20 protein-coding genes, 3 tRNA genes and 1 riboswitch are annotated in these 24,219 nt (G+C 37.8%); of the genes, 10 read left to right on the forward strand and 13 right to left on the reverse strand.

Translation table 11 applies throughout. From position 1 onward, the window contains the following. Positions 1 to 31: 31 nt before the first annotated feature. From DF185_RS03175 to thrA, 9 genes are all read right to left on the reverse strand, one after another. On the reverse strand, positions 32 to 1,990 hold the full coding sequence (locus DF185_RS03175) for a dipeptidyl-peptidase 3 family protein (protein WP_110359262.1): 1,959 nt from the start codon (positions 1,988 to 1,990) through the stop codon (positions 32 to 34). Between the two features lie 3 nt (positions 1,991 to 1,993). Beyond that, positions 1,994 to 2,791, reverse strand: coding sequence for a hypothetical protein (locus tag DF185_RS03180; protein WP_110359263.1), 798 nt, complete (start codon positions 2,789 to 2,791; stop codon positions 1,994 to 1,996). Between the two features lie 2 nt (positions 2,792 to 2,793). Further along, complete coding sequence (locus DF185_RS03185; protein ID WP_243421748.1) at positions 2,794 to 3,987, reverse strand: aspartate aminotransferase family protein; 1,194 nt, start codon at positions 3,985 to 3,987, stop codon at positions 2,794 to 2,796. Between the two features lie 53 nt (positions 3,988 to 4,040). After that, on the reverse strand, positions 4,041 to 4,748 hold the full coding sequence (locus DF185_RS03190) for a LytR/AlgR family response regulator transcription factor (RefSeq protein ID WP_110359264.1): 708 nt from the start codon (positions 4,746 to 4,748) through the stop codon (positions 4,041 to 4,043). A gap of 166 nt (positions 4,749 to 4,914) precedes the next feature. Then, on the reverse strand, positions 4,915 to 5,604 hold the full coding sequence (locus DF185_RS03195) for a TrmH family RNA methyltransferase (RefSeq protein WP_110359265.1): 690 nt from the start codon (positions 5,602 to 5,604) through the stop codon (positions 4,915 to 4,917). Between the two features lie 70 nt (positions 5,605 to 5,674). Then, positions 5,675 to 5,947, reverse strand: coding sequence for an HU family DNA-binding protein (locus DF185_RS03200; protein WP_054717818.1), 273 nt, complete (start codon positions 5,945 to 5,947; stop codon positions 5,675 to 5,677). A 435-nt stretch (positions 5,948 to 6,382) separates the two neighbouring features. Next, the gene (thrC, locus tag DF185_RS03205; protein WP_110359266.1) at positions 6,383 to 7,675 is read right to left on the reverse strand and encodes a threonine synthase; all 1,293 of its coding nucleotides are present in this window, start codon (positions 7,673 to 7,675) and stop codon (positions 6,383 to 6,385) included. Positions 7,676 to 7,685: 10 nt separating this feature from the next. Next, a complete protein-coding gene (locus DF185_RS03210; protein WP_110359267.1) occupies positions 7,686 to 8,612 on the reverse strand; it encodes a homoserine kinase in 927 nt (308 codons plus the stop codon). Positions 8,613 to 8,680: 68 nt separating this feature from the next. Continuing rightward, on the reverse strand, positions 8,681 to 11,116 hold the full coding sequence (gene thrA, locus DF185_RS03215; RefSeq protein ID WP_110359268.1) for a bifunctional aspartate kinase/homoserine dehydrogenase I: 2,436 nt from the start codon (positions 11,114 to 11,116) through the stop codon (positions 8,681 to 8,683). Positions 11,117 to 11,764: 648 nt separating this feature from the next. Here thrA and DF185_RS03220 point away from each other — a divergent pair. Next, positions 11,765 to 12,496 (forward strand): hypothetical protein, encoded by a 732-nt coding sequence (locus tag DF185_RS03220; protein WP_110359269.1) that lies wholly within the window; start codon positions 11,765 to 11,767, stop codon positions 12,494 to 12,496. Positions 12,497 to 12,626: 130 nt separating this feature from the next. Continuing rightward, positions 12,627 to 13,277, forward strand: a complete 651-nt coding sequence (locus tag DF185_RS03225) for an HAD family hydrolase (RefSeq protein ID WP_207784559.1) — start codon at positions 12,627 to 12,629, stop codon at positions 13,275 to 13,277. Here DF185_RS03225 and DF185_RS03230 read toward each other — a convergent pair. Next, complete coding sequence (locus DF185_RS03230) at positions 13,274 to 14,209, reverse strand: cation diffusion facilitator family transporter (RefSeq protein WP_110359270.1); 936 nt, start codon at positions 14,207 to 14,209, stop codon at positions 13,274 to 13,276. The genes DF185_RS03225 and DF185_RS03230 overlap by 4 nt on opposite strands. Positions 14,210 to 14,457: 248 nt before the next feature. After that, positions 14,458 to 14,601: riboswitch (molybdenum cofactor riboswitch) on the forward strand. Positions 14,602 to 14,609: 8 nt separating this feature from the next. Between DF185_RS03230 and DF185_RS03235 the strand changes: the two genes are divergently transcribed. The 8 genes from DF185_RS03235 (at position 14,610) to DF185_RS03270 (ending at position 19,294) form a co-directional block, all read left to right on the forward strand. Further along, the gene (locus DF185_RS03235) at positions 14,610 to 15,230 is read left to right on the forward strand and encodes a P-loop NTPase family protein (RefSeq protein WP_133249938.1); all 621 of its coding nucleotides are present in this window, start codon (positions 14,610 to 14,612) and stop codon (positions 15,228 to 15,230) included. 4 nt (positions 15,231 to 15,234) lie between these two features. Then, positions 15,235 to 16,410, forward strand: a complete 1,176-nt coding sequence (locus tag DF185_RS03240; protein ID WP_110359272.1) for a molybdopterin molybdotransferase MoeA — start codon at positions 15,235 to 15,237, stop codon at positions 16,408 to 16,410. Beyond that, entirely contained in the window at positions 16,394 to 17,194 is an 801-nt protein-coding gene (locus DF185_RS03245) for a GTP 3',8-cyclase MoaA (protein WP_110359273.1), read from the forward strand. Before DF185_RS03240 ends, DF185_RS03245 begins: the two co-directional genes overlap by 17 nt. A gap of 94 nt (positions 17,195 to 17,288) precedes the next feature. Continuing rightward, positions 17,289 to 17,744, forward strand: a complete 456-nt coding sequence (gene moaC / locus DF185_RS03250; protein WP_110359274.1) for a cyclic pyranopterin monophosphate synthase MoaC — start codon at positions 17,289 to 17,291, stop codon at positions 17,742 to 17,744. 6 nt (positions 17,745 to 17,750) lie between these two features. Beyond that, the gene (locus tag DF185_RS03255; protein WP_110359275.1) at positions 17,751 to 18,686 is read left to right on the forward strand and encodes an MOSC domain-containing protein; all 936 of its coding nucleotides are present in this window, start codon (positions 17,751 to 17,753) and stop codon (positions 18,684 to 18,686) included. A 149-nt stretch (positions 18,687 to 18,835) separates the two neighbouring features. Beyond that, positions 18,836 to 18,920, forward strand: a tRNA-Ser gene (locus DF185_RS03260). Between the two features lie 45 nt (positions 18,921 to 18,965). Further along, positions 18,966 to 19,048: transfer RNA gene (locus DF185_RS03265), tRNA-Tyr, on the forward strand. A gap of 161 nt (positions 19,049 to 19,209) precedes the next feature. After that, positions 19,210 to 19,294, forward strand: a tRNA-Ser gene (locus DF185_RS03270). 357 nt (positions 19,295 to 19,651) lie between these two features. Here the strand turns inward: DF185_RS03270 and DF185_RS03275 are convergent. From DF185_RS03275 to DF185_RS03285, 3 genes are read right to left on the reverse strand one after another with little or no spacing between them, the layout of a single operon-like run. Further along, a complete protein-coding gene (locus tag DF185_RS03275) occupies positions 19,652 to 21,202 on the reverse strand; it encodes a sulfatase family protein (RefSeq protein ID WP_110359276.1) in 1,551 nt (516 codons plus the stop codon). Between the two features lie 36 nt (positions 21,203 to 21,238). Further along, on the reverse strand, positions 21,239 to 22,747 hold the full coding sequence (locus DF185_RS03280; protein WP_110359277.1) for a sulfatase family protein: 1,509 nt from the start codon (positions 22,745 to 22,747) through the stop codon (positions 21,239 to 21,241). Positions 22,748 to 22,768: 21 nt separating this feature from the next. After that, positions 22,769 to 24,166, reverse strand: a complete 1,398-nt coding sequence (locus DF185_RS03285; protein WP_110359278.1) for an arylsulfatase — start codon at positions 24,164 to 24,166, stop codon at positions 22,769 to 22,771. Positions 24,167 to 24,219 lie beyond the last annotated feature (53 nt).

Below are 24,219 nucleotides of genomic sequence, written 5' to 3' on the forward strand. Positions count from 1 at the left end.
AAACATCGCGCACTTTGAGTGAAACTATTTTTTAATTAATGTGTGGCAGGAAGGAATACTTTTCTGCGTACTCTAACATTTGTTCCATAAAATCCATTGGATAAGATATTTCAACATCAACAATCTCATCATTTTCAATGATTGGATGATAATCCGGATTGATGAAACCAGCATATGCTGCAAGATTTAGTTTTTCGAATCGCTCTTTTACCTCTTTATGAAGTTCTTCATCAACTTTAACACCGTAATTCTCTACCAAAGCTTTTCCTGCTTCAAGATCTCCTTCTGATTTTATTCTTTGCACTTCGGCAAGCAACTCTCCAAATAGATCTCTCAGTTTTTCGTAATCTTTCACCACAAAGAAAGTTTTGTCTTCATTCTTCACTTTCTCAATCACCTTCTCTCCTTTTTCAAATACCCATTTGGCAATCAATTGCCTGTTTCGCATGTGCGATTCCTCAATATCCTTACCCAGTTCTATACGGGTAAGTTGAGTCAAAAATCCGTTACGGATGTATCCATCGTATTCTGCTTTTGCAACATCCAGACTTGGCATCAATCCAATTTCAACCATTTTTGGATCCATCATATAGTATAGCGCGAACAAGTCAGCTCTTGCCTCTTCCAGTGTAGAATGGTAATTTTTCAAAGCATCCATTCCTACACCTGGCAACAATTGTCCGGATCCATGTCCCAAACATTCGTGCAAATCGGTATGCAAATTTCCTCCTAAATAGCCATGCTCTTTTGCTCGTGCAACTTCCTCTTGGTTGTAGGCAAACTCATCTATCATTCCACTTTTCAGAGATGATTGATGATAGGCATGTGTTATATTATCGATGGTAACAGATTTACTTCCGTGCTCTTTTCTAATCCATTCGGCATTTGGCAGGTTGATTCCTATTGGTGTAGCCGGATGACAATCACCACCCAACATGGCAACTGTAATTACTTTGGCGCTCACACCTTTTACCTCATCCTTTTTAAATCTATCATCAACCGGCGAATTATCCTCGAACCACTGTGCATTATCCGAAATAATTTCAGTACGTTTGGTCGCCTCAACATCCTTAAAGTTAACCACTGATTCCCAGCTTGCTTTAAAGGCTAATGCATCACCGTAAACTTCAATAAATCCGTTTACCACATCTACATGAGCATTCAAATCCTTCACCCAAAGAATAGAATATTCGTCGAATGTTTTTAAATCACCTGTTCTATAAAAATCAACCAGCTTTATTAATGATTCTTTCTGAAGGTCGCTATCGGCAACTTCTATTGCTTTCTCTAACCAGTATACCACCTTCTCAATTGCAGAAGAATACATTCCTCCGATCTTCCAGATTTTCTCGGTTAATTGGCCATTCTCTTTGGTCAGCTTCGAATTTAAACCAATGGACAGAGGTCTCTCAGCATCACCATTATCAGCATTAGAGTAGAATTCTTCTACCTCTTTTTGAGTAACTCCTTCATAGTAATTGTTCGCCGAATCGGCAATTAAATCCAAATCAGGATTTAAAACCACTCTTTTGGCCTCAGTGTTTTCTTCAAAAATAACTGGCACCAGCTGATTCATTAAATCTAAAACCTCTTCTTTATCACCCAATGGCAATAGATCAGGATTGGTATTCGCCAACAAGTCTCCAAAAAACTCCTCATCGAAATCTGGCAGAAACTTATCCATCGAATAATGATGATGAATCCCATTCGAGAACCACACTCTTTTTGTATAAACCAAAAAGTTCTTAAAATCATCCGAATCTCTATCGCCATCGTATGATTTTACAATGGCTTCCAAAGTTCTTCTAATTCTTAAATTGTACTTGTTATTCTGATCGAATAGTATATCACGACCACACCTTGCTGCTTCAGCTAAAAAGTAAATCAGCTTTTTTTGCTGCAGACTTAAATCTCTAAAGCCTGGTACCTGATATCTTAATATTTTAACATCGGCAAATTGTTCCGTCTGATATTTAAATGTATCGCTCATAAATTACTTGTTTCTAACATCCACATCTTCCTGTAGAATCCAAATTCCCTTTTTCAACTGCAAAGCATCATGTGTAAAATCCGGACCATAATATTCAAATTGGTTTGCGTATTGAGGCTTGGATGGTGACAAATGATCGAACACCAATCTCTTTTCTTTTTCCTGGTAATTGATACTCATTCGTGCTTGCTTAGCGTATTCAAAAACCACTCTATGAAGTTGTTTTCCTCTCCAATCAATAACAGGTTTTCCAAACCTAATTCCCAATTTTTCAAAACTTAGAACTTCTATCAACTTCCTATTGGTTGAAACATTGTTGCCATCCCATCCCAATAGCAAATAGTTTGATCCACCTTTCGATTTAAATGGGATAATCTTATAATACAATGCTCCTGGCCAATTTTCCGGCTGATATCTTGAAAACATGTCTGCATCCAATTTATCGGAAAGAAGTTTCACCTTTATTTTAGATTTCTCTTTGTATTGAAGTAGTCCAAAATACTTATAACTCCCATCGGAAAGCACACAGTTCCAATTGTAAATTCTAAATCTAAGATCTGGTGATGTAATTTTCCCCATCCGGTTCAATTTTGAAAAAGTATATTCAAAACTCTCCTTTTGAGTCAAAACTCGCAAAAAGGAATCTTCAATTTTCTTACAGATTACAAACTTTAACGAATCATTGTCAGCTTGAACCAATTGTTCAAAATCACCTGCAATTTCTTTCTCTACTTCCGATAATTGTGCATTGACACTAAAGCCCATGCACAACAGAATCATTACAACACCAATAAATCTCATGCTTATTTATTTACTTTATCCATTGCCTGAATCAAAAGATTAGAAGCGTGGTGAATTTCCTCATCGGTAATATTCAATGGAGGCGCAATACGGTAAGCATCATCACAGAAAAGGAATGCATCCATTACAACTCCAAGCTCATGTGCTTCCTTCATTATCTCTAACATGATTTCTTTCGACTCCACAATAACAGCAATAAAAAGTCCCAATTGACGGAATCCTTTCACTAAAGGATGATCTTTTAGAAGCTCTACAAACAATTCTCCCTTGCGTTGAACATCATCAACAATATTTTCTTCTAAAAGAACCTCTAATGAAGCTTTTGCGGCCGCACAACAAACCGGATGCCCTCCAAAGGTAGTGATGTGTCCTAACATTGGATTTGTTTTAAATGAGTCCAAAATTTTCTTGTCAGAAATAAAGGCACCAACTGGCATTCCACCACCCATTGCTTTTGCCAGGCACAAAATATCAGGTACAACATTAAAATGTTCGAATGCAAATAATTTTCCGGTTCTACCGAATCCCATCTGCACCTCATCAAAAATCAACAAAGCTCCTTTCTCAGTACAACGTGCTCTCAATGCCTGAATGTATTCTTTCGAAGGAATAATCATTCCACCTTCCGATTGAATTGGCTCTAGAATTACACAAGCTGTCTTCTCTGTGATTTGTTCCAGATCTCCTTGATTTCCGAACTCAATCATTCGAACATCTGGCAACAATGGACGGAATGAATTTTTCATTTCCTCATCGCAAAGTACACTTAATGCTCCATGTGTACTACCATGATACGCTCTTGTAAAGTGAATAATTTCCGATCTACCAGTATACCTTTTGGCTAATTTCAATGCTCCTTCATTGGCTTCACTTCCAGAGTTCACAAAGTAAACTGAATTTAAGCTTTCCGGAAGATTATCGGATAATAGTTTGGCAAGTTGTACCTGCGGAGTTTCGATAAATTCACCATACACCATCAAGTGCATGTATTTATCTACCTGATCTTTTATGGCTTGCTTTACCTTTGGATGACCATGTCCCAGGTTACTAACAGAAACGCCCGAAACGAGATCCAAATATGGTTTCCCGCTCGGGTCGTACATATATATGCCTTCTGCTCTTTCTATTTCCAAAGCGATTGGAAAATCAGAAGTTGTAGCTACGTGTTGTAGAAATAATTGTCTATTGGTAATCATATACAGAATTTTTATTGAATACAAAATTCAAAAAAATCCTGCTATAAAGAAAACTATCGGGTCATTAAATTGATATCACCCATTAATTTATCACGGTATGATTTTCCAATTGGAATTGATTTTGGTCCTCCATCGGTATCAATTACCACTGAATTATCCTCTATCATCTCAATCTTACTCAGATTTACAATGTATGAACGATGTATTCTGGAGAAACGTGCTGCTGGCATTTTTTCTTCTATAGCCTTCATTGTAAAGTGAATGGTATATTTTTCCTGGTATGTATTCACAACAACATAGTTCTCCAATGCCTCAATCCAAAGAATATCATCATAATTTAAACGAACAAGAGATGAGTTGCTCTTAATAAAGATCTCGTTCTTATCCTGAATAAATCCTTCGCTATTTTTATAACGTTTATTTGCCTTATTAACTGCCTTAAAGAATCTACTGTAACTAATTGGTTTCAATAAATAGTCTGTCACATCATACTCAAAAGCTTCAAGAGCATATTGCTCTTTAGAAGAAATTATAATGATTTGAGGAGTTGTGTTAAGGCTATTTAGAAATTCCATCCCGCTCATTTCAGGCATTTCAATATCTAAAAAGATTAAGTCTACAGGCTCATTCTTTTTAATATTATTAATAGCATCAATTGCACTTGGGTAGGATGCTCCAAATGTAAGGAAATCGGTTCTCTCAATATAACTCTCTACAACTTTTCTAGAAAGCTTATCATCGTCAATTACAACACAATTCATATAGTGGTATTATTTAAATGTCAGGAATTAGCGAATAAATTTTATTTATCTATTCTAATAATGTCTTCATCAAAAATAATAATCTTTTTACCATTTCCGAAATATTTAATGAAAATATTATAGGTCTAAATAAACACCTCTTTGAGTCTTCTAATATTTATCATTTTCAGTCGATTCCCCAACGTCTGAATTGCTCCTCTATCAATTTATCTCCTCTTTTAACTGATTTTTTTAGCCACTCTAATTTTAGTTCTAACCTTTCTTGTTCTGATAACTTCCAGTTTACGCCTGTTCTGCGCACTTCTGTCGCCAAATGATTTAACACAAGTGCTGCTGAAACCGAAATATTAAAACTCTCTGTAAAGCCATACATTGGGATTTTAACAAATTCATCAGCATTATCCATTACCACATCAGATAATCCGGTTAGCTCAGTTCCGAAAAAAAATGCAGATTTACCCTTCGATAAATCAAAATCTGGCAAAAGAACATCATTGGTATGGGGTGTTGTAGCAACAATTCTATAGCCTTCCTCTTTTAATGAGTTTATGGTATCAAGAGTATTCTCATCCTTTTCGTTGTATCGATGCAAATCCACCCATTTTGAAGATCCCATAACAACATCGGGATTTAAAGTGTATTCATTCGAGTTTTCGATTACATGCAAATCCTGAATGCCGAAACAATCGCAAGAACGAATTACAGCACTCGCATTTTGCGGCTGGAAAATGTTTTCCAATGCTACGGTAATGTATCTTGTACGATTATCTACATTTTCATTTATGAGATTTCTACGTTTTTCTGTCGCAAATTCTTCTAAAAATTCAATTGATCTAATCAGTAAATCTTTTTCCATCTTTAAAATTTGTGGTATAAAAAAAGGAGGTAATTTCTACCCCCCTAATTTCTTATGACTTACAATATATTTATTGTACTGAGTCTGCTAATTCTGAACCAGCCTTAAATTTAATAACCTTTTTTGCAGGGATATTGATTGGCTTACCAGTTTGTGGGTTTCTACCAGTTCTAGCGTCACGCTTAGATACAGAGAATGAACCGAATCCAACAAGGGCTACTCTATCATCACCTTTTAGTGCTTCAGTAGTAGTTTCAATAAAAGCGTCTAATGCTTTTTTAGAATCAGCTTTAGTTAAACCAGCCTTGCTAGCTATTGCATCAATTAATTGAGCTTTGTTCATAACTTTATAAAATTTTAGGGTTAAAAAATGCTTTTAAATTTGATTTCTATACAAATATAAAGGATTTCTGGACGTTTGCAAATTTCAATAACGAAAAAATAAGAAAATTCATCTTTTAAAAATTAAAACATAATAAAGAACCTATTTTTTTCGAACTACACTGGATATGATACACACAGGAATAATTATTAAATCATAAAACTATTTATCATCGATTTTAGTTTAACCAAATTCTATTTACGAAAAGCATTTCTAAAAATCAACCATTTAAACTAGCTCTACAACCTACCCACTCTTACTACCTTATCTTCTGACAGATACATAAAACCACAATCATTGGATTTTTTTCATGACTCATATAAATACTTTATTTACAAGGAATTTAAACACATAAAAAAACCAAGCCTTTCGGCCTGGTTTAATCTTATCAATTTTTTATTGTAATAGGAAAGTTTTAAACTCTTGAAATGCTTTTCCAATAACAACACATTTTTTTCCTTTTTTTAAACATTCTTGCAAATAATTGGGTATTTCTACCTCTTTTTCAATAACATCTTCAACAATGTCTTTAAACTTAGCAGGATGTGCTGTTTCTAAAAATATACCTACTTGCTTTTCTTTACTTAGGTATTTGTTAAGCCCCAAATACCCAACTGCACCATGAGGATCTAAAATATAAGCTTCACGATCGAAAACCTCTTTCATGATTACTTTAATTTCTTCATCAGAATACCAAGCACCTTTTAAATCTTTAATCACATCAGAGTATTTCTCTTTGTAAATCTCCATCATGCGAGAGAAGTTACTAGGTGCTCCAACATCCATTGCATTGGAAATGGTTTGAACTGATGGTTTTGGTTCATATTTTCCACTATCCAAATAATCTGGAACAATCTTGTTTCTATTAGTAGCTGCCACAAAATTATGAATTGGCAATCCCATTTGTTTTGCCAGTAATCCTCCTGTTAAGTTTCCGTAATTTCCACTAGGTACCGAAACAATTACTTCTTTGTTTTTCTCTTGCAATTGAGCCCACGCATAAAAATAATAGAAACTTTGAGGCAACAGACGAGCAATATTAATAGAGTTAGCAGAAGTTAGCTTGTATTTTGCATTTAATTCATCATCTGCGAAAGCTTCCTTAACCAATGCCTGGCAATCGTCGAATGTTCCTTCCACTTCCAGAGCTGTAATATTTTGCCCCATTGTGGTAAGTTGCTGCTCTTGAATATGACTTACTTTTCCTTTAGGATACAAAATAATCACATTCACACCCTCAACTCCTAAGAAACCATTGGCAACCGCACTACCAGTATCACCTGAAGTGGCAACAAGAATGGTAACGTCTTTATTGCTCTCTTTTGCAAAAGCACTAAGGCAGCGACTCATAAAACGTGCACCAACATCCTTAAATGCACAGGTTGGACCATGAAATAACTCTAAACTATACATTCCTTCTTCTACCTTAACCAAAGGAATTGGAAAATTGAATACTTCCTTGCAAATATTCTTGAGTTCCTTCTCTTCGATATCTTCTCCCACAAAATACTTAGCCACTTCATAACTTATTTCGGCTAGATTTTGATTAGGCAATTCATTAAAAAACTGATCGCTCAGCTTTGGTATTTCTACAGGAAAGAACAAACCTTTATCTGGAGCCAATCCTTTAATTACAGCTTCTTTAAAGCTATATCTTAATTCTTTATTATTTGTACTAAAATATTTCATTGCTTCTCCCTTACAGAATTTTTACTCCTCCATCACTCACTTTCGACACATATATCTTATAGTCCAATTCTGTTCTTCTGAATACAGTATCCATAGCTCCAGCAATAACATCAGCTGTTTCTTTACCATTTGCCAAAGCAAATACCGATGGTCCTGAACCAGAAATACTACAACCTAAAGCTCCTGCTTCCATAACTGAGAGTTTCAGCTCATCAAATTCAGGAATCAAAACTTTTCTTTGTGGTTCAACAATATGATCTTCCAATGATCGACCAATTAACTCATAATTTGAAGTATATAAACCAGACATCAAACCTGCAACATTCCCCCACTGACGGATTGCCTTTTTCAAAGGGATTTCAGGAGAAAGAAGCTCTCTTGATTCTTTGGTTTTAATTTCGATTTGTGGATGAATAACCACACACCACAAATCTTTTGGAGGATTAATATGAATCACATCCAAAGGATTGTATCCTCGAATCAAACAAAAACCTCCTAATGTAGCTGGTGCAACATTATCGGCATGAATATCGCCCGATGCAACCTCTTCACCTATCATGGCAAAATCAACCAACTGCAATCTTGAATAAGGACTCCCCAATAATTCATTGACAGCAACCACAGCTCCTGCAGCACTTGCTGCACTCGAACCAATACCACTTCCTGGTTTTATATTTTTTACAATCTCAACATCGAATCCCTGATCACTTCCCAAATCGTCCAATAATGCCTGAATAGCTACTCCAGCAACATTTTTCTTAGGGTCGGTTGGTAAATTCTCATATCCGTTCACAGGACTTATCCTGATCTTCTTCTCATCATTCTTTTTAAGAATCATTTCATCGCCAATACCATCAATGGCAAATCCTAATATATCGAAACCACACCCTACATTTGATACACTTCCGGGTGCAAATACTTTTACTTCTTCTGACATCACATTCTTTATTTTACTACTGTCTTCCAAACAATAGCTTATTGATTTACGATTCAATTTTCACACACTTAATTTCTGCTAACTCTTATTATATCACCAAAAATACCCGATGCCGTAACCTCAGCACCTGCTCCAGCTCCTTTAATAATTAAAGGCTGATCGTCATACCATTTAGTGTTTAGTGAAATCACATTATCCTTACCGTGAATATCGTAAAACGGATGATCAGGACTTACCTCCTTCAAACTCACATTTGCTTTTCCATCTTTAAAAGATGCGATATATCTGAATCGAACATTCTTCTCTTTCATTACTTCTCTCCAAGATTCGAAGTAATCATTATTGGCTTCCAAATCCTTTAACAGCTCTTCGGCAGAATTTCCTTGCAGGCATGATTCTGGAATCATTGGCTGATGCTCCACTTCATTCTCTTCCAATTGATAACCTGCTTCACGCGATAAGATCAATAGCTTTCTTAGCACATCCATACCACTTAAGTCAATCTTAGGATCAGGCTCAGTAAACCCTTGTTCCATGGCCATTTTAACAGCTTCAACAAATGAACGTCCTTTATTGAATTCATTCATGATAAAATTTAGGCTACCCGAAACAACAGCATCAATTCCAACAATTTCATCGCCTGTGTTTACCAAACTATTAATGGTACTAATTACCGGCAAACCTGCACCAACATTACTTTCGAACATGAATTCAACATTGTGCTTTTTAGCTATAGCTTTTATCTTACTATAATTTTCGTAATCAGATGATGCTGCAATTTTATTACATGCCACAATTGCCACTGTTGAATTTAATATCTGTTCATACACTTCGCTTACCTTATCGCTTGCGGTGATATCAATAAAAATTCGATTTCTCAGGTTCGATTGATCCATTAAGCGGACGAACTCCTGTAAATCTGCCTGAACACCATTAATGTCTAATCTCTCTTCCCAATTTTCAAGCAAGTTTTCATCCTCTGCGAAGTACATTTTTCTACTGTTGGTTACTGCTCTAACAATTAATTGTAGCCCCTTTTCTTCCAAAAGATGTTCGTATTGATTTTTAATGAATTCCAGCAGCTTACCACCTACATTACCAAGCCCGGCAATATAAAGGTTCACCTTTTTATAGGTCGAATCGAAAAACTCTTCATGTATCACGTTCAGCACCTTTTTAATATCCTTGGTGCGAACCATGAATGTTAAATTCATTTCATTCCCTCCTTGTGCCATTGCTCGAATATTAACACCATTCTTCCCAAGAACACTAAATACTTTTCCTGAAATACCTGGAGTAAATCCCATATCTTCACCTACAATGGCTACGATTGATAATTTTTCCTCAATCAATGGTTCATTGACTAGGTTCATTCCGATTTCCATTTCGAATTCTTCGCGTAAAGCTTCAACGGCTAGTTCAGTATCATCTTTATGAATACCAACACTAATACTATGCTCCGACGATGCCTGAGTAATTAACACTACATTAATTTTGCTTTGCGCCAAACTTGTAAAAAACCTAGAGGCAAAACCGCTAATCCCTATCACTCCACTCCCCGAAAGGGTAAACAAGTTAATATCATTAACCGATGATAAACCACGAACTACTGAACGAACTTCACCCGGAGTTTTACTAATTAAAGTTCCCTTATCATCGGGTTCGAAAGTATTTTTAATTCTAACATCAATTTGGTTCTGTACCACAGGAATTAAAGTGGGAGGATAAATCACTTTAGCTCCGAAATGCGACAACTCGATGGCTTCCTGAAATGACATCCTTTCAATAGGCAAAGCTTGTGAAACAAATCGAGGATCAGCAGTATACATACCACTTACATCAGTCCAGATTTCCAATTCAGAACAACCCAATCCTGCAGCCAGAATTGAAGCTGTATAATCCGAACCTCCTCTTCCAAGAAGTGTCATTTCTCCTTTTGCTCCAGAAGCTACAAATCCTGGAAATAATGCCACTTCGAATTCTTTTTCCTTTATTGATTCAAGGTTTAAGTTGGTTTGCTTAGCATTTAAATAAACCCCTTTCCCATTCTGAGTTTTGATGTACTCTCTGGAATCGAAATATGCTGTTTGTAATCCGGCATTGTTAAAAAATTCCGATATAATTGCCGAAGACAGCAACTCCCCCGAGCCCATTACAACACTTCGAACTTTCTCCGAGATATCTTCCAACAGGTAAACACCTTGTAAAAGCTCAGATATTTCTTCAAACTTAGCATCGATCTTTTCATTAAGATTGCCACTTACTCCAAGTTGCTGAATCATTTCCTGATGTCTATGCTTCAGAACTTCCAGAACACTTTTGTATTCCTTGTTTCTTGTACTTGCCAGGCTAATACAGCGTTCCAATTCATCAGTAACACCTCCAAAAGCCGACACAACTATAACTTGCTTACAGCTTTTTTGATTCTTTTTAACAATCTCCTTCACCCGATTGCAGTTTTCTGCATTGGCTACTGAGCTTCCTCCAAATTTTAAAACTTTCATTTTGTTGATTTATTTTGATGATTTCCTCTCCCTACAAATGTTGATTCCCTCATCAATGATTATATAATGGTTATAGTTATTTGATATTTAGTGTTATTAATATCGCACAAATGAATTTACGACATATTAAACAATCAGGCACAAATATTCTTATGTACTTTTTGAGTATGATTATACCCACCTTTGGTGATATGTAATAATATATAAACCCCTAAGGGGTCGTGGTAGTTGTGGTGGTAGTAATTTCAATAATGCCCATAGCGCCTCCCATACCAATAGTTGGCATGTTCATCATAGCTATGTTTGTCATTTTATGCATTAGCGAATATTACTTTCGTTGTGAGCATCAAATATAAAGATTTTTTATTACTAAATATTCATGTCAAGATAAAATTTAATCCTACCCCTGATATAGTTAGTATCACAGCCTTGTAGTCGACCGTATCATACCCTTGTTCTCTGGTAACATGATCGGTGTATCCATAGTAACAAACCCCTGCTCAATTTGAACTCAAAATTTAAACTCACTTTAACACCTCGACCTAAACCTTCTATCTATTTGATTTACTATCGTTTAATAAATCTTAATTAGACTCTTTCCAAATAATTGTTGTAAATTTAGGGATATTCACTAAAAACATATTTATCATGAAGAAGATGAGTTTAATCCTAGGCTTAGCACTTTTCTGCACATTTATTGCATTTGGCCAGGAGAAAGAGGAGAAGAAAACTGTAGTGGTAGAAAGTGTATATATTTTACCGAAACGTGGAATGTCAGATAAGTTTGAGCAAGCCATTAAAGCTCATAACGATAAGTTTCATCCTGAAGGAGATTATGTAGCAGGTTTAAGAAAGGTTGACTATGGACAAAAAGCTGGATGGTATGTCTGGATTATGGGTCCAACAACTTATGCTGCGCTCGATACCCGTCCGAAAAAAGAGAATGGACATCACGAAGACTGGGATAAGAACATTGATCCATTAGTAGAGAAATATGGACCTGTAAACCTGTGGAATTTCAATGAAAAACTGTCTTTTGGTATGGATCTGGTAAAAAAATCGAAACATTATGAAGCTTGGGCAGTTGACATTAAACGTGGACAGTATTATCGTTTTAAAGCAATTGCTGAAAAACTCATGAAAACTTCAGAAAGCTTAGGTGTTGCATTTCTGGTATTCAACAATCCACTGCACACACCTGGTGGTGCTGATGTTGGTTTGGTTTGGAATTTTGATAGTTATGATGCCTGGTCTCAAGATATAGGTTTTATGAAAGCATATGAGAAATTATATGGCAAAGGTACTTGGCAAAACATGATTGAAGAATGGTTCGATATCATGGTTGATTATAATGCTGAATTACGATCTATCGTTCAATAAAAAAAGAAATTCATACTTATAAGCCGGACTGAATATCTCATTCCGGCTTTTATTTTTAATCAAACCCAAGTTAATGTTTTGTAAAACGATATTAGAGTGCAATATTTGCATTTCAAACCATACAGATATCATGATAAAAGGAGTAATTTTTGATCTTGATGGCACACTTGCCAATTCTATTGAGGACATTGCCGATTCTATGAATCAGGTCTTAGAAGAAAATAATTTTCCAACACACGATTATGCAACTTACAAAACCTTTGTTGGAAGAGGCGTAAAAACATTAGTCGAAAAATCTTTACCGCTGGAAAATAGAGATACAACAGAAATAGAGAAAAACTTTGATCGTATGATGCAAGTTTACGATGAAAACTGCATTGTTAAAACTTGCCTATATCCTGGTATTAAAGATTTATTAGACGCTCTAAGTGAAAGAAACATTAAAATTTCAGTTTTCTCAAACAAAGCAAACGAATTGACTCAAAAAGTAGTTAAGGTTTTACTTGCAGATTGGAAGTTGGAATATGTATTAGGAGCCGGCGGCGATATCCCTCGAAAACCAGATCCTAAAGGAGCAATTCTAATTAGTGAGAAAATGAGAATTGATCCTTCGGAGCTAATGTATATTGGAGATTCAGGTGTTGATATGGCCACTGCTCAAAATTCAGGCATGCATGCAGTTGGTGTACTTTGGGGTTTTAGAGATATGGAAGAACTACTTACTAATGGTGCTCAAACCATACTGGAAAAACCAATGGATTTAATGACCTCGTTCGATTAATGCGAATGAGGTTTTTCTTGCTTTACCAAACTTTCATCCTGGCAATATCCATTAATTTCGGGCTGTAAAGTAACATGAGTAATCTCAAAATCATCATGAAGAATGTGCTCTACTTTATGAAGGACTTTGTTCACTTCACTTAAAGGCAAATCCTCTTTAAAGCTTATATGTGCCTCAAAATTGACCTGTTTGTCGTCCAACTGCCAAACATGAACATGGTGAATATTTTCAATTTCCTTTACTGATTTTAATTTCTGTTGCACCTCTTCCAAATTAATATGAATTGGCGCAAACTGCATAATGATTCTCACACTTTCTACAATTAATCCCCAGCTGGAATACACAAGGTAAAGTGCAATGGCAATAGATAAAATACTATCTACCCAACTTACCTCCCACAAATACATGGCAAAGCCTCCCAACACCACGGCAATGGAAGAAACCATATCGGTAAGCAAGTGCAAATAAGCTGAACGCATATTAATATTGTGCTTGGCATCTTTCATCACCAACAACACACTGGCGCCATTCAATAGAATTGATAGCCCTCCGAGAATCATCACCAAACCTGATTTAATCTCTTGTGGTTCATCCAAACGTTCTACTGCTTCTTTAAGTAAAAAGAATGCGATCACAATCAGAGAAACAGCATTAATAAGAGCAGCTAGAATTTCTGCACGCTTGTAACCAAAAGTCTGACGAGCCGTTTGTTTGCGACCTGCCAACTTGCTTGCAAACCAACTAATCACCAAAGCCAACACATCCGAAAAATTATGCAACGCATCTGATAATAAGGCCAAACTTCCAGAAATGAATCCTCCTATTACCTGCGACAAAGTAATTGCTACATTTAGCAGAATCGCTATCCCTAAATTACGTCCTCTTAACTCTCCATGACTATGGTGGTGATGATCATGTTTATGCGTCCCCATTTTTTCTATCTAATTTGAATGAATGACAATAAAGAAAATCATTTTTAATCAAACTAATTATAAATAAGCTTAAAAAAATCTGATAGCCTTCTCTATAGACAAGCACCAATTTTCCAACAAACATCACTCATAACAAGCATTTTACTAATAACTACAATTTTTCATGCAAACGATATCATTGCAATATTATTACATTAGCCACACATACACATTTGTAGATTCGTTAATATTAATATCTTTACGATGAATAATTAAAATAACTCCGAGTTTATAAGCTCTAAACAGGTTATAATAACTGCAAGATTTATAAACCGATGGGTAAGTTTGGAAACGAATTTGCCTCCCGCAGGATAAAAGTCCAAAAATTGGAAAGGAGCGAAATTGATATGAATGATAATTGATGATACCCTCTGGTACGAATCTGCTTCAACATACATTACCTCCAATTCTGCACCGAGTTGGAGGTTTTTTGTATATGACAATTCAAAGAAAAAATATAATCCTGCTGGCTGGTAATGGCCAGAATGTTGGTAAGACTCTCTTTGCTTGTCAGCTTATTAATTCGCTAAAACAAAAGCATTCTGTAATCGGAATTAAAATATGCCCTCACTTTCATGAGCTTAAGCCAGATACAGAATTTATTGTCAACAACACGAATTATCAGATTGCAAAAGAACACCTTCAACAAGGGAAAAAAGATAGTAACCGACTTCTTGCTGCTGGAGCAAAAGAGGTGTACTATATACAGGCAAAAGATGATTATCTTAATGAGGTTCTAAGCTGTTTGGATAAAGTAATTCCAAATGATCAGCTTTTAATTGTAGAATCAGGAGGATTGAGAAAGATTCTTGAACCTGGATTATTTATAATGATAGAAAGCAAAAACAATAAAAAACTAAAACCCAACACAAAAGAATACAGAGTATTGGCGGATCTAAATATTGAATTTGATGGTGAAGAATTCAATTTTGACACTGATAAAATCGATTTCTCTGAACAAAAATGGGTAATAAAGAACTAGCAATATGATTACGTTTCACGAAGCCTTAAAAACAGTAAAACATGCCACTCGAAAATTAGAGAAAGAGCATATTGAAATTTCGGAATGTTTAAATCGTGTTTTGGCAGAAGATGTTAGATCCGATATGGCTATTCCTCCATTTAACAAATCGGCAATGGATGGATATGCTTGTAAAAAAGAGGATCTATCAGAAGACCTAGAAGTTTTGGAAGTGATCGCTGCTGGTGTTGCTCCTTCTCAGCCTGTAGGCAATAAGCAATGTTCAAAAATTATGACTGGTGCTATGGTACCTGAAGGAGCTGATACTGTTGTAATGGTGGAACACACCGAAGAATTAGAAAACAACAGAATTCGCTTTACCAAAGAGAAGACAAAATCGAACATCTGCATTAAAGGTGAAGATATTGAAGAAAATGATGTGGTTCTGAAAAAAGGAACCCGATTAAAATCTCAGCACATATCAGTATTGGCAACAGTTGGTTGTACCAATCCATTGGTATATAAAAAGCCAAGAATTGCAACCATTGCCACAGGAAGTGAGTTGGTGGAGCCACATCAAAAGCCGAATAAATCACAAATTCGAAATGTGAATTCCTGGCAGTTACAAGCACAACTGAAGAAAATTGGTATAGATGCCAATTACTATGGCATAGTTGAAGATTCAAAAGAAGCTACACAGGAAACCATGGAAAAATGCTTGGCCGAGAATGATATTTTGATCATTTCTGGTGGTGTTTCGGTTGGAGATTACGACTATGTACCTCAAATATTAAAAGAACTTGGATTTAATATCTGGTTTCACACTTTAGCTGTAAAACCAGGAAAACATACAGTATTTGCTGCCAAAAACGGTCAATACGTTTTTGCAATGCCTGGTAATCCGGTATCCTCATTTGTACAATTCGAATTATTAGGCAAGCCTCTCGTTTTTAGATTGATGGGACACGACTACAATGCACCCATGGTACGCATGCCAATTGCAGAAGATTATAAACGAAAAAGAACCGACAGATTAGCATTTATTCCTGTTCGTTTTAACGCCAATAATCGAGTAGTTCCTATCGAATATCACGGCTCAGCTCACATTAATGCATTCACATTGGCGGATGGAATAATGGCTGTACCTAGAGAAGTAGATGAATTTACCGAAGGAGAATTTGTACATGTTAGACAATTATAACCGAAATATCAATTACCTAAGAATTTCAGTTACTGATCGCTGTAATCTTCGTTGTACTTATTGTATGCCAGAAGAAGGCATTGACCTTATTGCACATGAAGAAGTACTGAGTTTCGAAGAAATTGTAGCTTTTGTAAAAGAAGCCATTGCCTCAGGTATCACGAAGGTGAGATTAACAGGTGGAGAGCCTTTGGTAAGAAAAGGTATTGTAGACTTGGTAAATAAAATCGCAAGCATTCCTGGTATTGAAGACTTGGCTATGACTACCAATGGTATTCTACTGGAGAAATACGCGAAAGATCTGGCTAAAGCTGGCTTAATGCGTGTAAATATCAGTTTGGATACCATGAATCCGGAGAAATACAAACAGGTAACCCGCCTAGGTAATATCGAAGATGTATTCAAAGGAATTGATGCTGCATTAGAGGCTGGTTTGCATCCGGTAAAAATCAATTGCGTAAGAATGCCAGATGCTGATTTGGATGACCTGGAAGCTCTAAAAAAATATTGCAAGAGAAAGAAGCTTGATCTTCGATTCATTAGACAAATGGATTTGGCAACTGGTGAATTTTCTATAGTTGAAGGTGGAAAAGGTGGCAATTGCCTCGAATGTAATCGTATCAGGTTAACGGCAAATGGGAAGGTTAAACCTTGCTTGTTTAACCAGAGTGAATATGATTTAAAAGAATTGGGTGCCAAACAGGCCATTAAAAATTCCATTAATAAGAAACCAAAATCAGGAAGCAAGAACAAAAAAGGAAGCTTCTATGGAATTGGAGGGTAAAATTAATTAATAATGAATAATTGGTAATTAATAATATCAGGTTCTTAACGGACCATTTCTATATTAACTAGTTACTAATCATTTACAATATAAGATGGGAAAATTCAGTCATATCGACAATGAGGGAAAAGCCAATATGGTAGATGTTGGTGATAAAATTCCGCAAATAAGAGAAGCCAGGGCCACAGGCAAAATTATATTGGAAGAACAAACACTTCAACTTATTAATGAAAATGCATTAAAAAAAGGTGATGTTTTAACCGTAGCTGAAATCGCAGGAATTCAAGCTGCGAAAAAAACAAGTGATTTAATTCCATTGTGCCACACATTGCAAATCACAAAGGCTGAAGTAAAGTGTAGAGTGGTTGAGGATGGTGTTGTTGCTGATACAATGGTAAAATGTATAGGACAAACTGGTGTTGAAATGGAAGCTTTAAGTGCTGCAAGTGTTGCCCTTCTCACCATTTACGACATGTGTAAAGCGGTTGACAAAAACATGAGAATTGAAGGCATTAAGCTATTGGACAAAACTAAAACTGACTTGAAATAAATTACTATGAACAAAGAAGTAAGTGTATTATCGGTTAATATTTCAGAAAAGAAAAGTACTATTAAAAAACCTGTTGAAAGTATTGCGCTAAGCTCTATTGGAGTTGAAGGTGATGCTCATTCGGGAAACTGGCACCGTCAGGTTAGTTTATTGGCTAAGGAAAGTATCGATAAGTTCTCGGAAGAAGCGAAACGAAAAATCAATTTTGGCGAATTTGCCGAGAACATCACTACCGAAGGTATTTTATTGCATCATACTGCACCTCTCGATAGATTTACCTTTGGCGATCTTGAACTTGAGGTTACCCAGATTGGTAAAAAATGTCATGGCGACAATTGCAGTATTTTCAGGGAGGTTGGCAATTGTGTTATGCCTAAGGAGGGAATCTTCTGTAGAGTTATTAAAAACGGCGCTCTTAAAGCTGGTGATACATTAACTTATTATCCAAGAGTGATAAAAACAATGATCATTACACTTAGCGATAGAGCCAGCAGAGGCGAATATGCTGACAAAAGTGGTCCATTGGCTGAAAAACTTTGCCAGGATTTCTACAAATCACGAAACCGACATTATAGCATCGAAAAACACATCATACCCGATCAAGAAGAGGAACTATCAAAACTACTTGACAAAGCAAAATCGGAAGACTTTGACATTGTTTTCACCACTGGTGGAACAGGAATAGGTCCTAAAGACATTACTCCTGAAGTGGTAAAAAAACACATTAGCAAAGAGATCCCTGGTATTATGGAACTAATCAGGGTAAAATATGGAATGGAAAAACCAAATGCATTGGTCAGTCGAGGAATTGCAGGTGTTATGGATAAAACTTTAATTTACGCCATGCCGGGAAGCCCAAAGGCGGTTAATGAATATTGCAGCGAAATATTTAAGACCATCGAGCACTCATTATACATGCTAAATGAACTTGATCTGCATTAATTGAAAAAATAATTCAACTGAACATCAAGCGCTTCGAAAATAATTCGAATTTATTGCAAAAAAATGTTTGGTAGCAAATAAATTTTGTTCTACATTTGCACCCGTTATCACAAGAGATAACAGAGCAACAACAGCTCAAATCAAGTATTGGAGAGATGGCAGAGTGGTCGAATGCGGTGGTCTTGAAAACCATTGTACGGCAACGTACCGGGGGTTCGAATCCCTCTCTCTCCGCACTAAGAATCTCGATGAGATTCTTTTTTTATGCTGAAAATATTTGGGGAGATACCAAAGTGGCCAACTGGGGCGGACTGTAACTCCGCTGACTTTCGTCTTCGTAGGTTCGAATCCTGCTCTCCCCACAAAATCGGATTGAAAACGTTCAATCTTTAAAAATATTCTTGTAGGAATTATTACGGGTTCATTCTCGTATACTAAGCAAAACAAATACTGGAGAGATGGCAGAGTGGTCGTCCCGATAGCTATCGGGAGCGGTGATCTTGAAAATCATTCCTTACATTTTGGAGAGATGGCAGAGTGGTCGAATGCGGTGGTCTTGAAAACCATTGTACGGCAACGTACCGGGGGTTCGAATCCCTCTCTCTCCGCTGATATAAGCACTGAAGTTGAAAAACTTTGGTGCTTTTTTTATGCAATAAACTCAAAGGGATAAGAACCCACAGGGGGTCGTAGCATGTTCACGAATCAAGAATGAACCAATACTCTATCCGCAATTTAGACTACTTTCTAAACTAGCAATTTTATTCAATTTATCCGTAGCATTCCCTAGTCCGTTAGCGCTTACCTCTTTCCGATTTTACCTCCACTCAACTACATAAAAAAAGTACCTGCAAATCCATTGACTTACAGGTGCTTTTTATAGAATTGGCAATTTGGCTCACAAAGCTTGCTTTGAAACAAGTATTTCCATTGGATTGGTGAGCAATTGCGATATGGATCCTTGCTTATTTCAGTTTAAGTTTTTGTGTTTTTTTATACTTCTCCCCTCTCACGGCAATAAACTCACCATACATTTCCTTCAATTTTGCCTGATTAGATGCTGCCAAATTGTTTTGCTGTGCAATGTCCTCTTTCAAATTGTACAATTGAAATTCTTTGGAATTCCCCAATTCGATATTCACTTGTTTCGAAACAGCAGGTCCATTGTAGGGTGGAATCATCAACCAATCACCTTTTCTTAATGCCGTTCGGCTAGTCGCTTCAATAATCAAGCTCTCTCTCCCTGTCTTGCTTTCTCCCATTAATGCCGGCAAGACATTTTCACTGTCCGTTTTGGGCGCTTCTGCACCAATTAAACTGGCTATCGACTTCATTAAGTCCATCTGGCAGACCAAAGCATCAGATTCCTGTGATTGAACTCTCCCTTTCCAATAGGTAATGAAAGGCACACGTGTTCCTGCCTCGAACAAGCTGTATTTTCCTCCACGCAAAGCTCCCGTTGGCTTGTGTTTTCCTAATTTTTCCACCGCATCGTCATAGTATCCATCATTCAATACCGGTCCGTTGTCACTCGAAAATACAATTAAGGTATTGTCCAGCAACCCTTCCTCCTTCATGGTTTTCATGAACTCACCAATACACCAATCAGCTTCCAGAATTACATCTCCTCTTGGTCCCATTCCCGATTTGCCAACAAAGCGAGGATGTGGCGTTCTTGGAACATGTGGCTGTTGCATTGCATAATAAAGGAAAAATGGCTGATCCTTATGTGTTTTTACGTAGTCTTTCACCTTCTCCAGGAAATGATCAGCCATATCAATGTCGCTCCATTTGGCCGACTCGCCCCCCTTCATGAATCCAATTCTCGGAATTCCATTTACAATACTGCTGTTGTGCCCATGATGCCATTTCATGCTCAACAGCTCCGGATTTTCTTTTCCGGTAGGCTTACCTTCAAAGTTGTGATCATAGTCAATTTCAATTGGATCATTGGGGTCCAGACCTGCCACATGGCCATTGTCGATGTAAACGGTTGGCACACGATCCTGGGTTGCAGCCATGATGTATGATTCATCAAAGCCCACCTCGTTGGGTCCTGGTGTTACCCTTTCGTTCCAGTTTACGACTCCCGTTCCCAAACCCAAATGCCATTTACCAATCACTGCCGTCTGATAGCCATTGGCTTTCATCATTTTTGGCAAAGTTGGCTGATCGGTACCAATTAACAATGGTGCAGTTCCCGGTAAGATTTTAGCATCCTTATTTCGCCAAGGATAGGTCCCCGTAAGAAGAGCATATCTACTAGGGGTACAGGTTGCCGAAGATGCATATCCATTGGTAAATCTCACCCCATTATTGGCCAAATTATCGATATTGGGCGTTGCGATTTCGCTAGCACCATAGGAACTTAAGTCTCCATATCCCAAATCATCAAGGTATATGATTACAACATTCGGTTTTTCATTCACTTCAGCATTCCCTTTGCTTTTCGCCTGACAGGCCGTTAGGCAAGCTGGCACGAATACTGGCAATAGAAACTTCATCATTTTTTTCATTTCTCTTCCTCTTATTTATTCTGATAATCACTCTTTTTATTTTGATTCCTGGCTTTTGAACAGGCTCTCGAACTTTTTTTCCCACCAGCTTACATACTCCTGGTTTGTTGGAGCAAGGGGCAATCTCTTTTTCACTTTCCAAATGGAGTCCATTTTTGCCATCTGTTTTTTCCAATACTCAATTTCCCCTTGATCTTCGGGGTAAGTGGCCCGATCGCATTCCTCAAGCCATTGCTCCAGTTTTTCTTTAAGTTCCTTTTTAATCCCCTTATAACTTGCCTCTTCGGCAAGGTTATATATTTCATACGGATCGGATGATAAATCATACAGCTCCTCTTCCGGGCGCGAGTCTGATAAAAACTGTAGCTGCACGGGACTAAGGCGATTCGACTCCTTTAGGACTTCCATTAAAGGCAAATAAGGGTATTGATTTCGTTTATAAGCATTGTATTGAGCGTACGGCTTTTCCGGATAGAAATTTCGGATGTATTTGAATTGTCCGGTGCGAACTGCACGAATTCTATCCACGCTTTCGTCTCTTCTGTCGCGCATGCTAAATACTTCTGTACGCGGTTTATGAGCCCCCAGGAAGTTTTGTCCCTGCATGTAGGCGGGAATGTTGATTCCTGCCAGCTGCAAAGCCGTTGCTGCCAAATCGATATTACTGATGAGTTCCTCCCTCACTTCCTTCGCATGCTCTTTCTTTGGATATCGAACAATGAGCGGGGTATTGGTTCCTCCATCATACAAAAATTGCTTGTGCCTCACCATGGGACTTCCCTGGTCGCCCACAAAAAATACATAGGTATTCTCCTCCAGACCATCCTTTTTCAATCGTGCCAAAATCTTACCCACTTCCCTGTCTACCAACTGAACGGTTTCCAGGTAGAAAGCCATATCCTGCCTGATTAAAGTATGATCGGGCCAGTAGGGTGGCACTTTTAGCCCGGAAGGATCAACAGGACGTGCGGTATCTCTTCGGAAAGGGCGGTGTGGCTTATGAATTTGTATTTGTCCAAAAAAAGGCTGTCCCTCTTTGCGTTCACGCCAATCCACTCCATCATATATCTCATAATCAGTAATGAAATTGTAATCCTCTTTGCCAGGTTTCCCGGGCTTTTCGCAACTGCCATTAAAAGTATAATAGCCAGCTTCTTCGAAATATTCGGTAATGGTTTTGATGCCTTTGGGTAGCTTTTTCATGGCTTCCTTGCGGGTTCTGTGCTGATGGCAATTGATACTTACCGGGTACATTCCCGTGATCAGACCAGACCTGCTGGGAGAACAAACTGCCGTTACCGTATAACAATTGGAGAACAAGATTCCTTCTCCGGCCAGGCGATCCAGATTTTCGGTCTTAACCGACTGATTGCCATAGCATCCTAAATCGGTGCCCAAATCATCAGCTACAATCCAAAGGATATTGGGTTTTTTCAAGTTTTTATCATCTTTTGGACTGCTTCCTGCTGCACTAACACTCGTCAGCAATGAAGCAGACAGAAGACTGCCCCCAATTAAAAGGGAGTTTATAATGGTGGTTTTCATATTTTTAAAATTGATTCTTTACTAATCGCCAAAAGGAAAAGCATCTACCGGCCTGCGTGAGTTCGCAAACAGTTCTTTCATCTCTTTGACCAGCTTGGGATACTGATCGGCTACATTCTTTTCCTCGCCAGGATCAACAGACAAATCGAACAGTTGTATGGCTGCATTTTTATCCTTTTTCGCCCCCAGGCGCAGGGCTTTCCATTTCCCTTTGCGGATGGCTTGCTTGCCTGCTTTTTCATGAAACTCCCAGTACAGGTAATCGTGTTCAGCCTGTTCCTGTCCCAGGAGAGCCGGCACATAGGAGATGCCATCCAGACCTTCCGGTGCGTCCACTCCTGCCAGTTCGCAGGCTGTGGGCATGAAATCCCAAAAGGCACTGATGTGATCACTCTTTGTACCCGCTTTGATCTTCCCTGGCCACCAGGCCACAAAAGGGGAACGAATGCCTCCTTCGTAAAGGTCACGCTTGTAGCCTCTATATATCCCATTGCTATCGAAAAAATCAGGATCGTTTCCCGATTCGAGATGTGGCCCATTGTCCGAGGTAAAAATGATGATGGTATTTTCTGCCAGTCCCATTTTTTCGATAAGTGATCTGATTCGTCCCAGGTCCGCATCCATCATCGAAACCATTGCAGCATATGCAGCTTTGGGCGAATCTTGCTTGTGGTAATGTCCTCCAGGATGCGGCGTCTCCTGGTACCTTCCTTTGTACTGATCCATATATTCCTTTGGAGCTGCCAGTTCGGCATGGGGAACCACATAGGACAGGTAAAGAAAAAATGCTTCTTCCTTGTTCTGCCTGATAAATTCCAGTGCATTATTGGTAAGCAGTTGATGACTGTGTACTTTTCTTTGTCCATTTTTATTCTCCGGAACATCAATGCGCTTGTCATTATGCCACAAGTAATCAGGGTAATTCGTGTGTGCATGTCTCTGGCAATTGTAGCCATAGAAATGATCGAAACCTTTTTTCAATGGATCGCCTGCAGAGCCTGGATAACCCAGTCCCCACTTTCCCACCAGTGCCGTTTTGTATCCTGCATCCTGCATGCATTCCGCTACGGTTTTTGTAGTTACAGAAATGGGATACTGACCTTCCGGCTGATTCGCTTTGTTCCCCCGAATATCGGTATGTCCCGTATGCAGTCCCGTCATCAAGGCACATCTTGAAGGGGCACAAACAGTGGTTCCTGCATAGTGATTGCTAAAAAGGATTCCATCTTTCGCCATGCGGTCGATATGTGGGGTTTCAATCTTTTTTTGACCAAAACATCCCAGGTCGGTATAGCCTAAATCATCTGCCAAAACATATATGATATTGGGACGATCGGCTTTCGTTTGTGCTTGTGCATTGGGGGAAAACAGCAAAGTACTTGCTCCCAGTCCACAAGCGAATATTTGTGTTAGTTTCATATGATTATAATTTGTTTACAGTTGCCACATGGAACACTGTGAATCATTAGTAT

This window comes from Marinifilum breve (assembly GCF_003202155.1).
GTDB lineage: Bacteria > Bacteroidota > Bacteroidia > Bacteroidales > Marinifilaceae > Marinifilum > Marinifilum breve.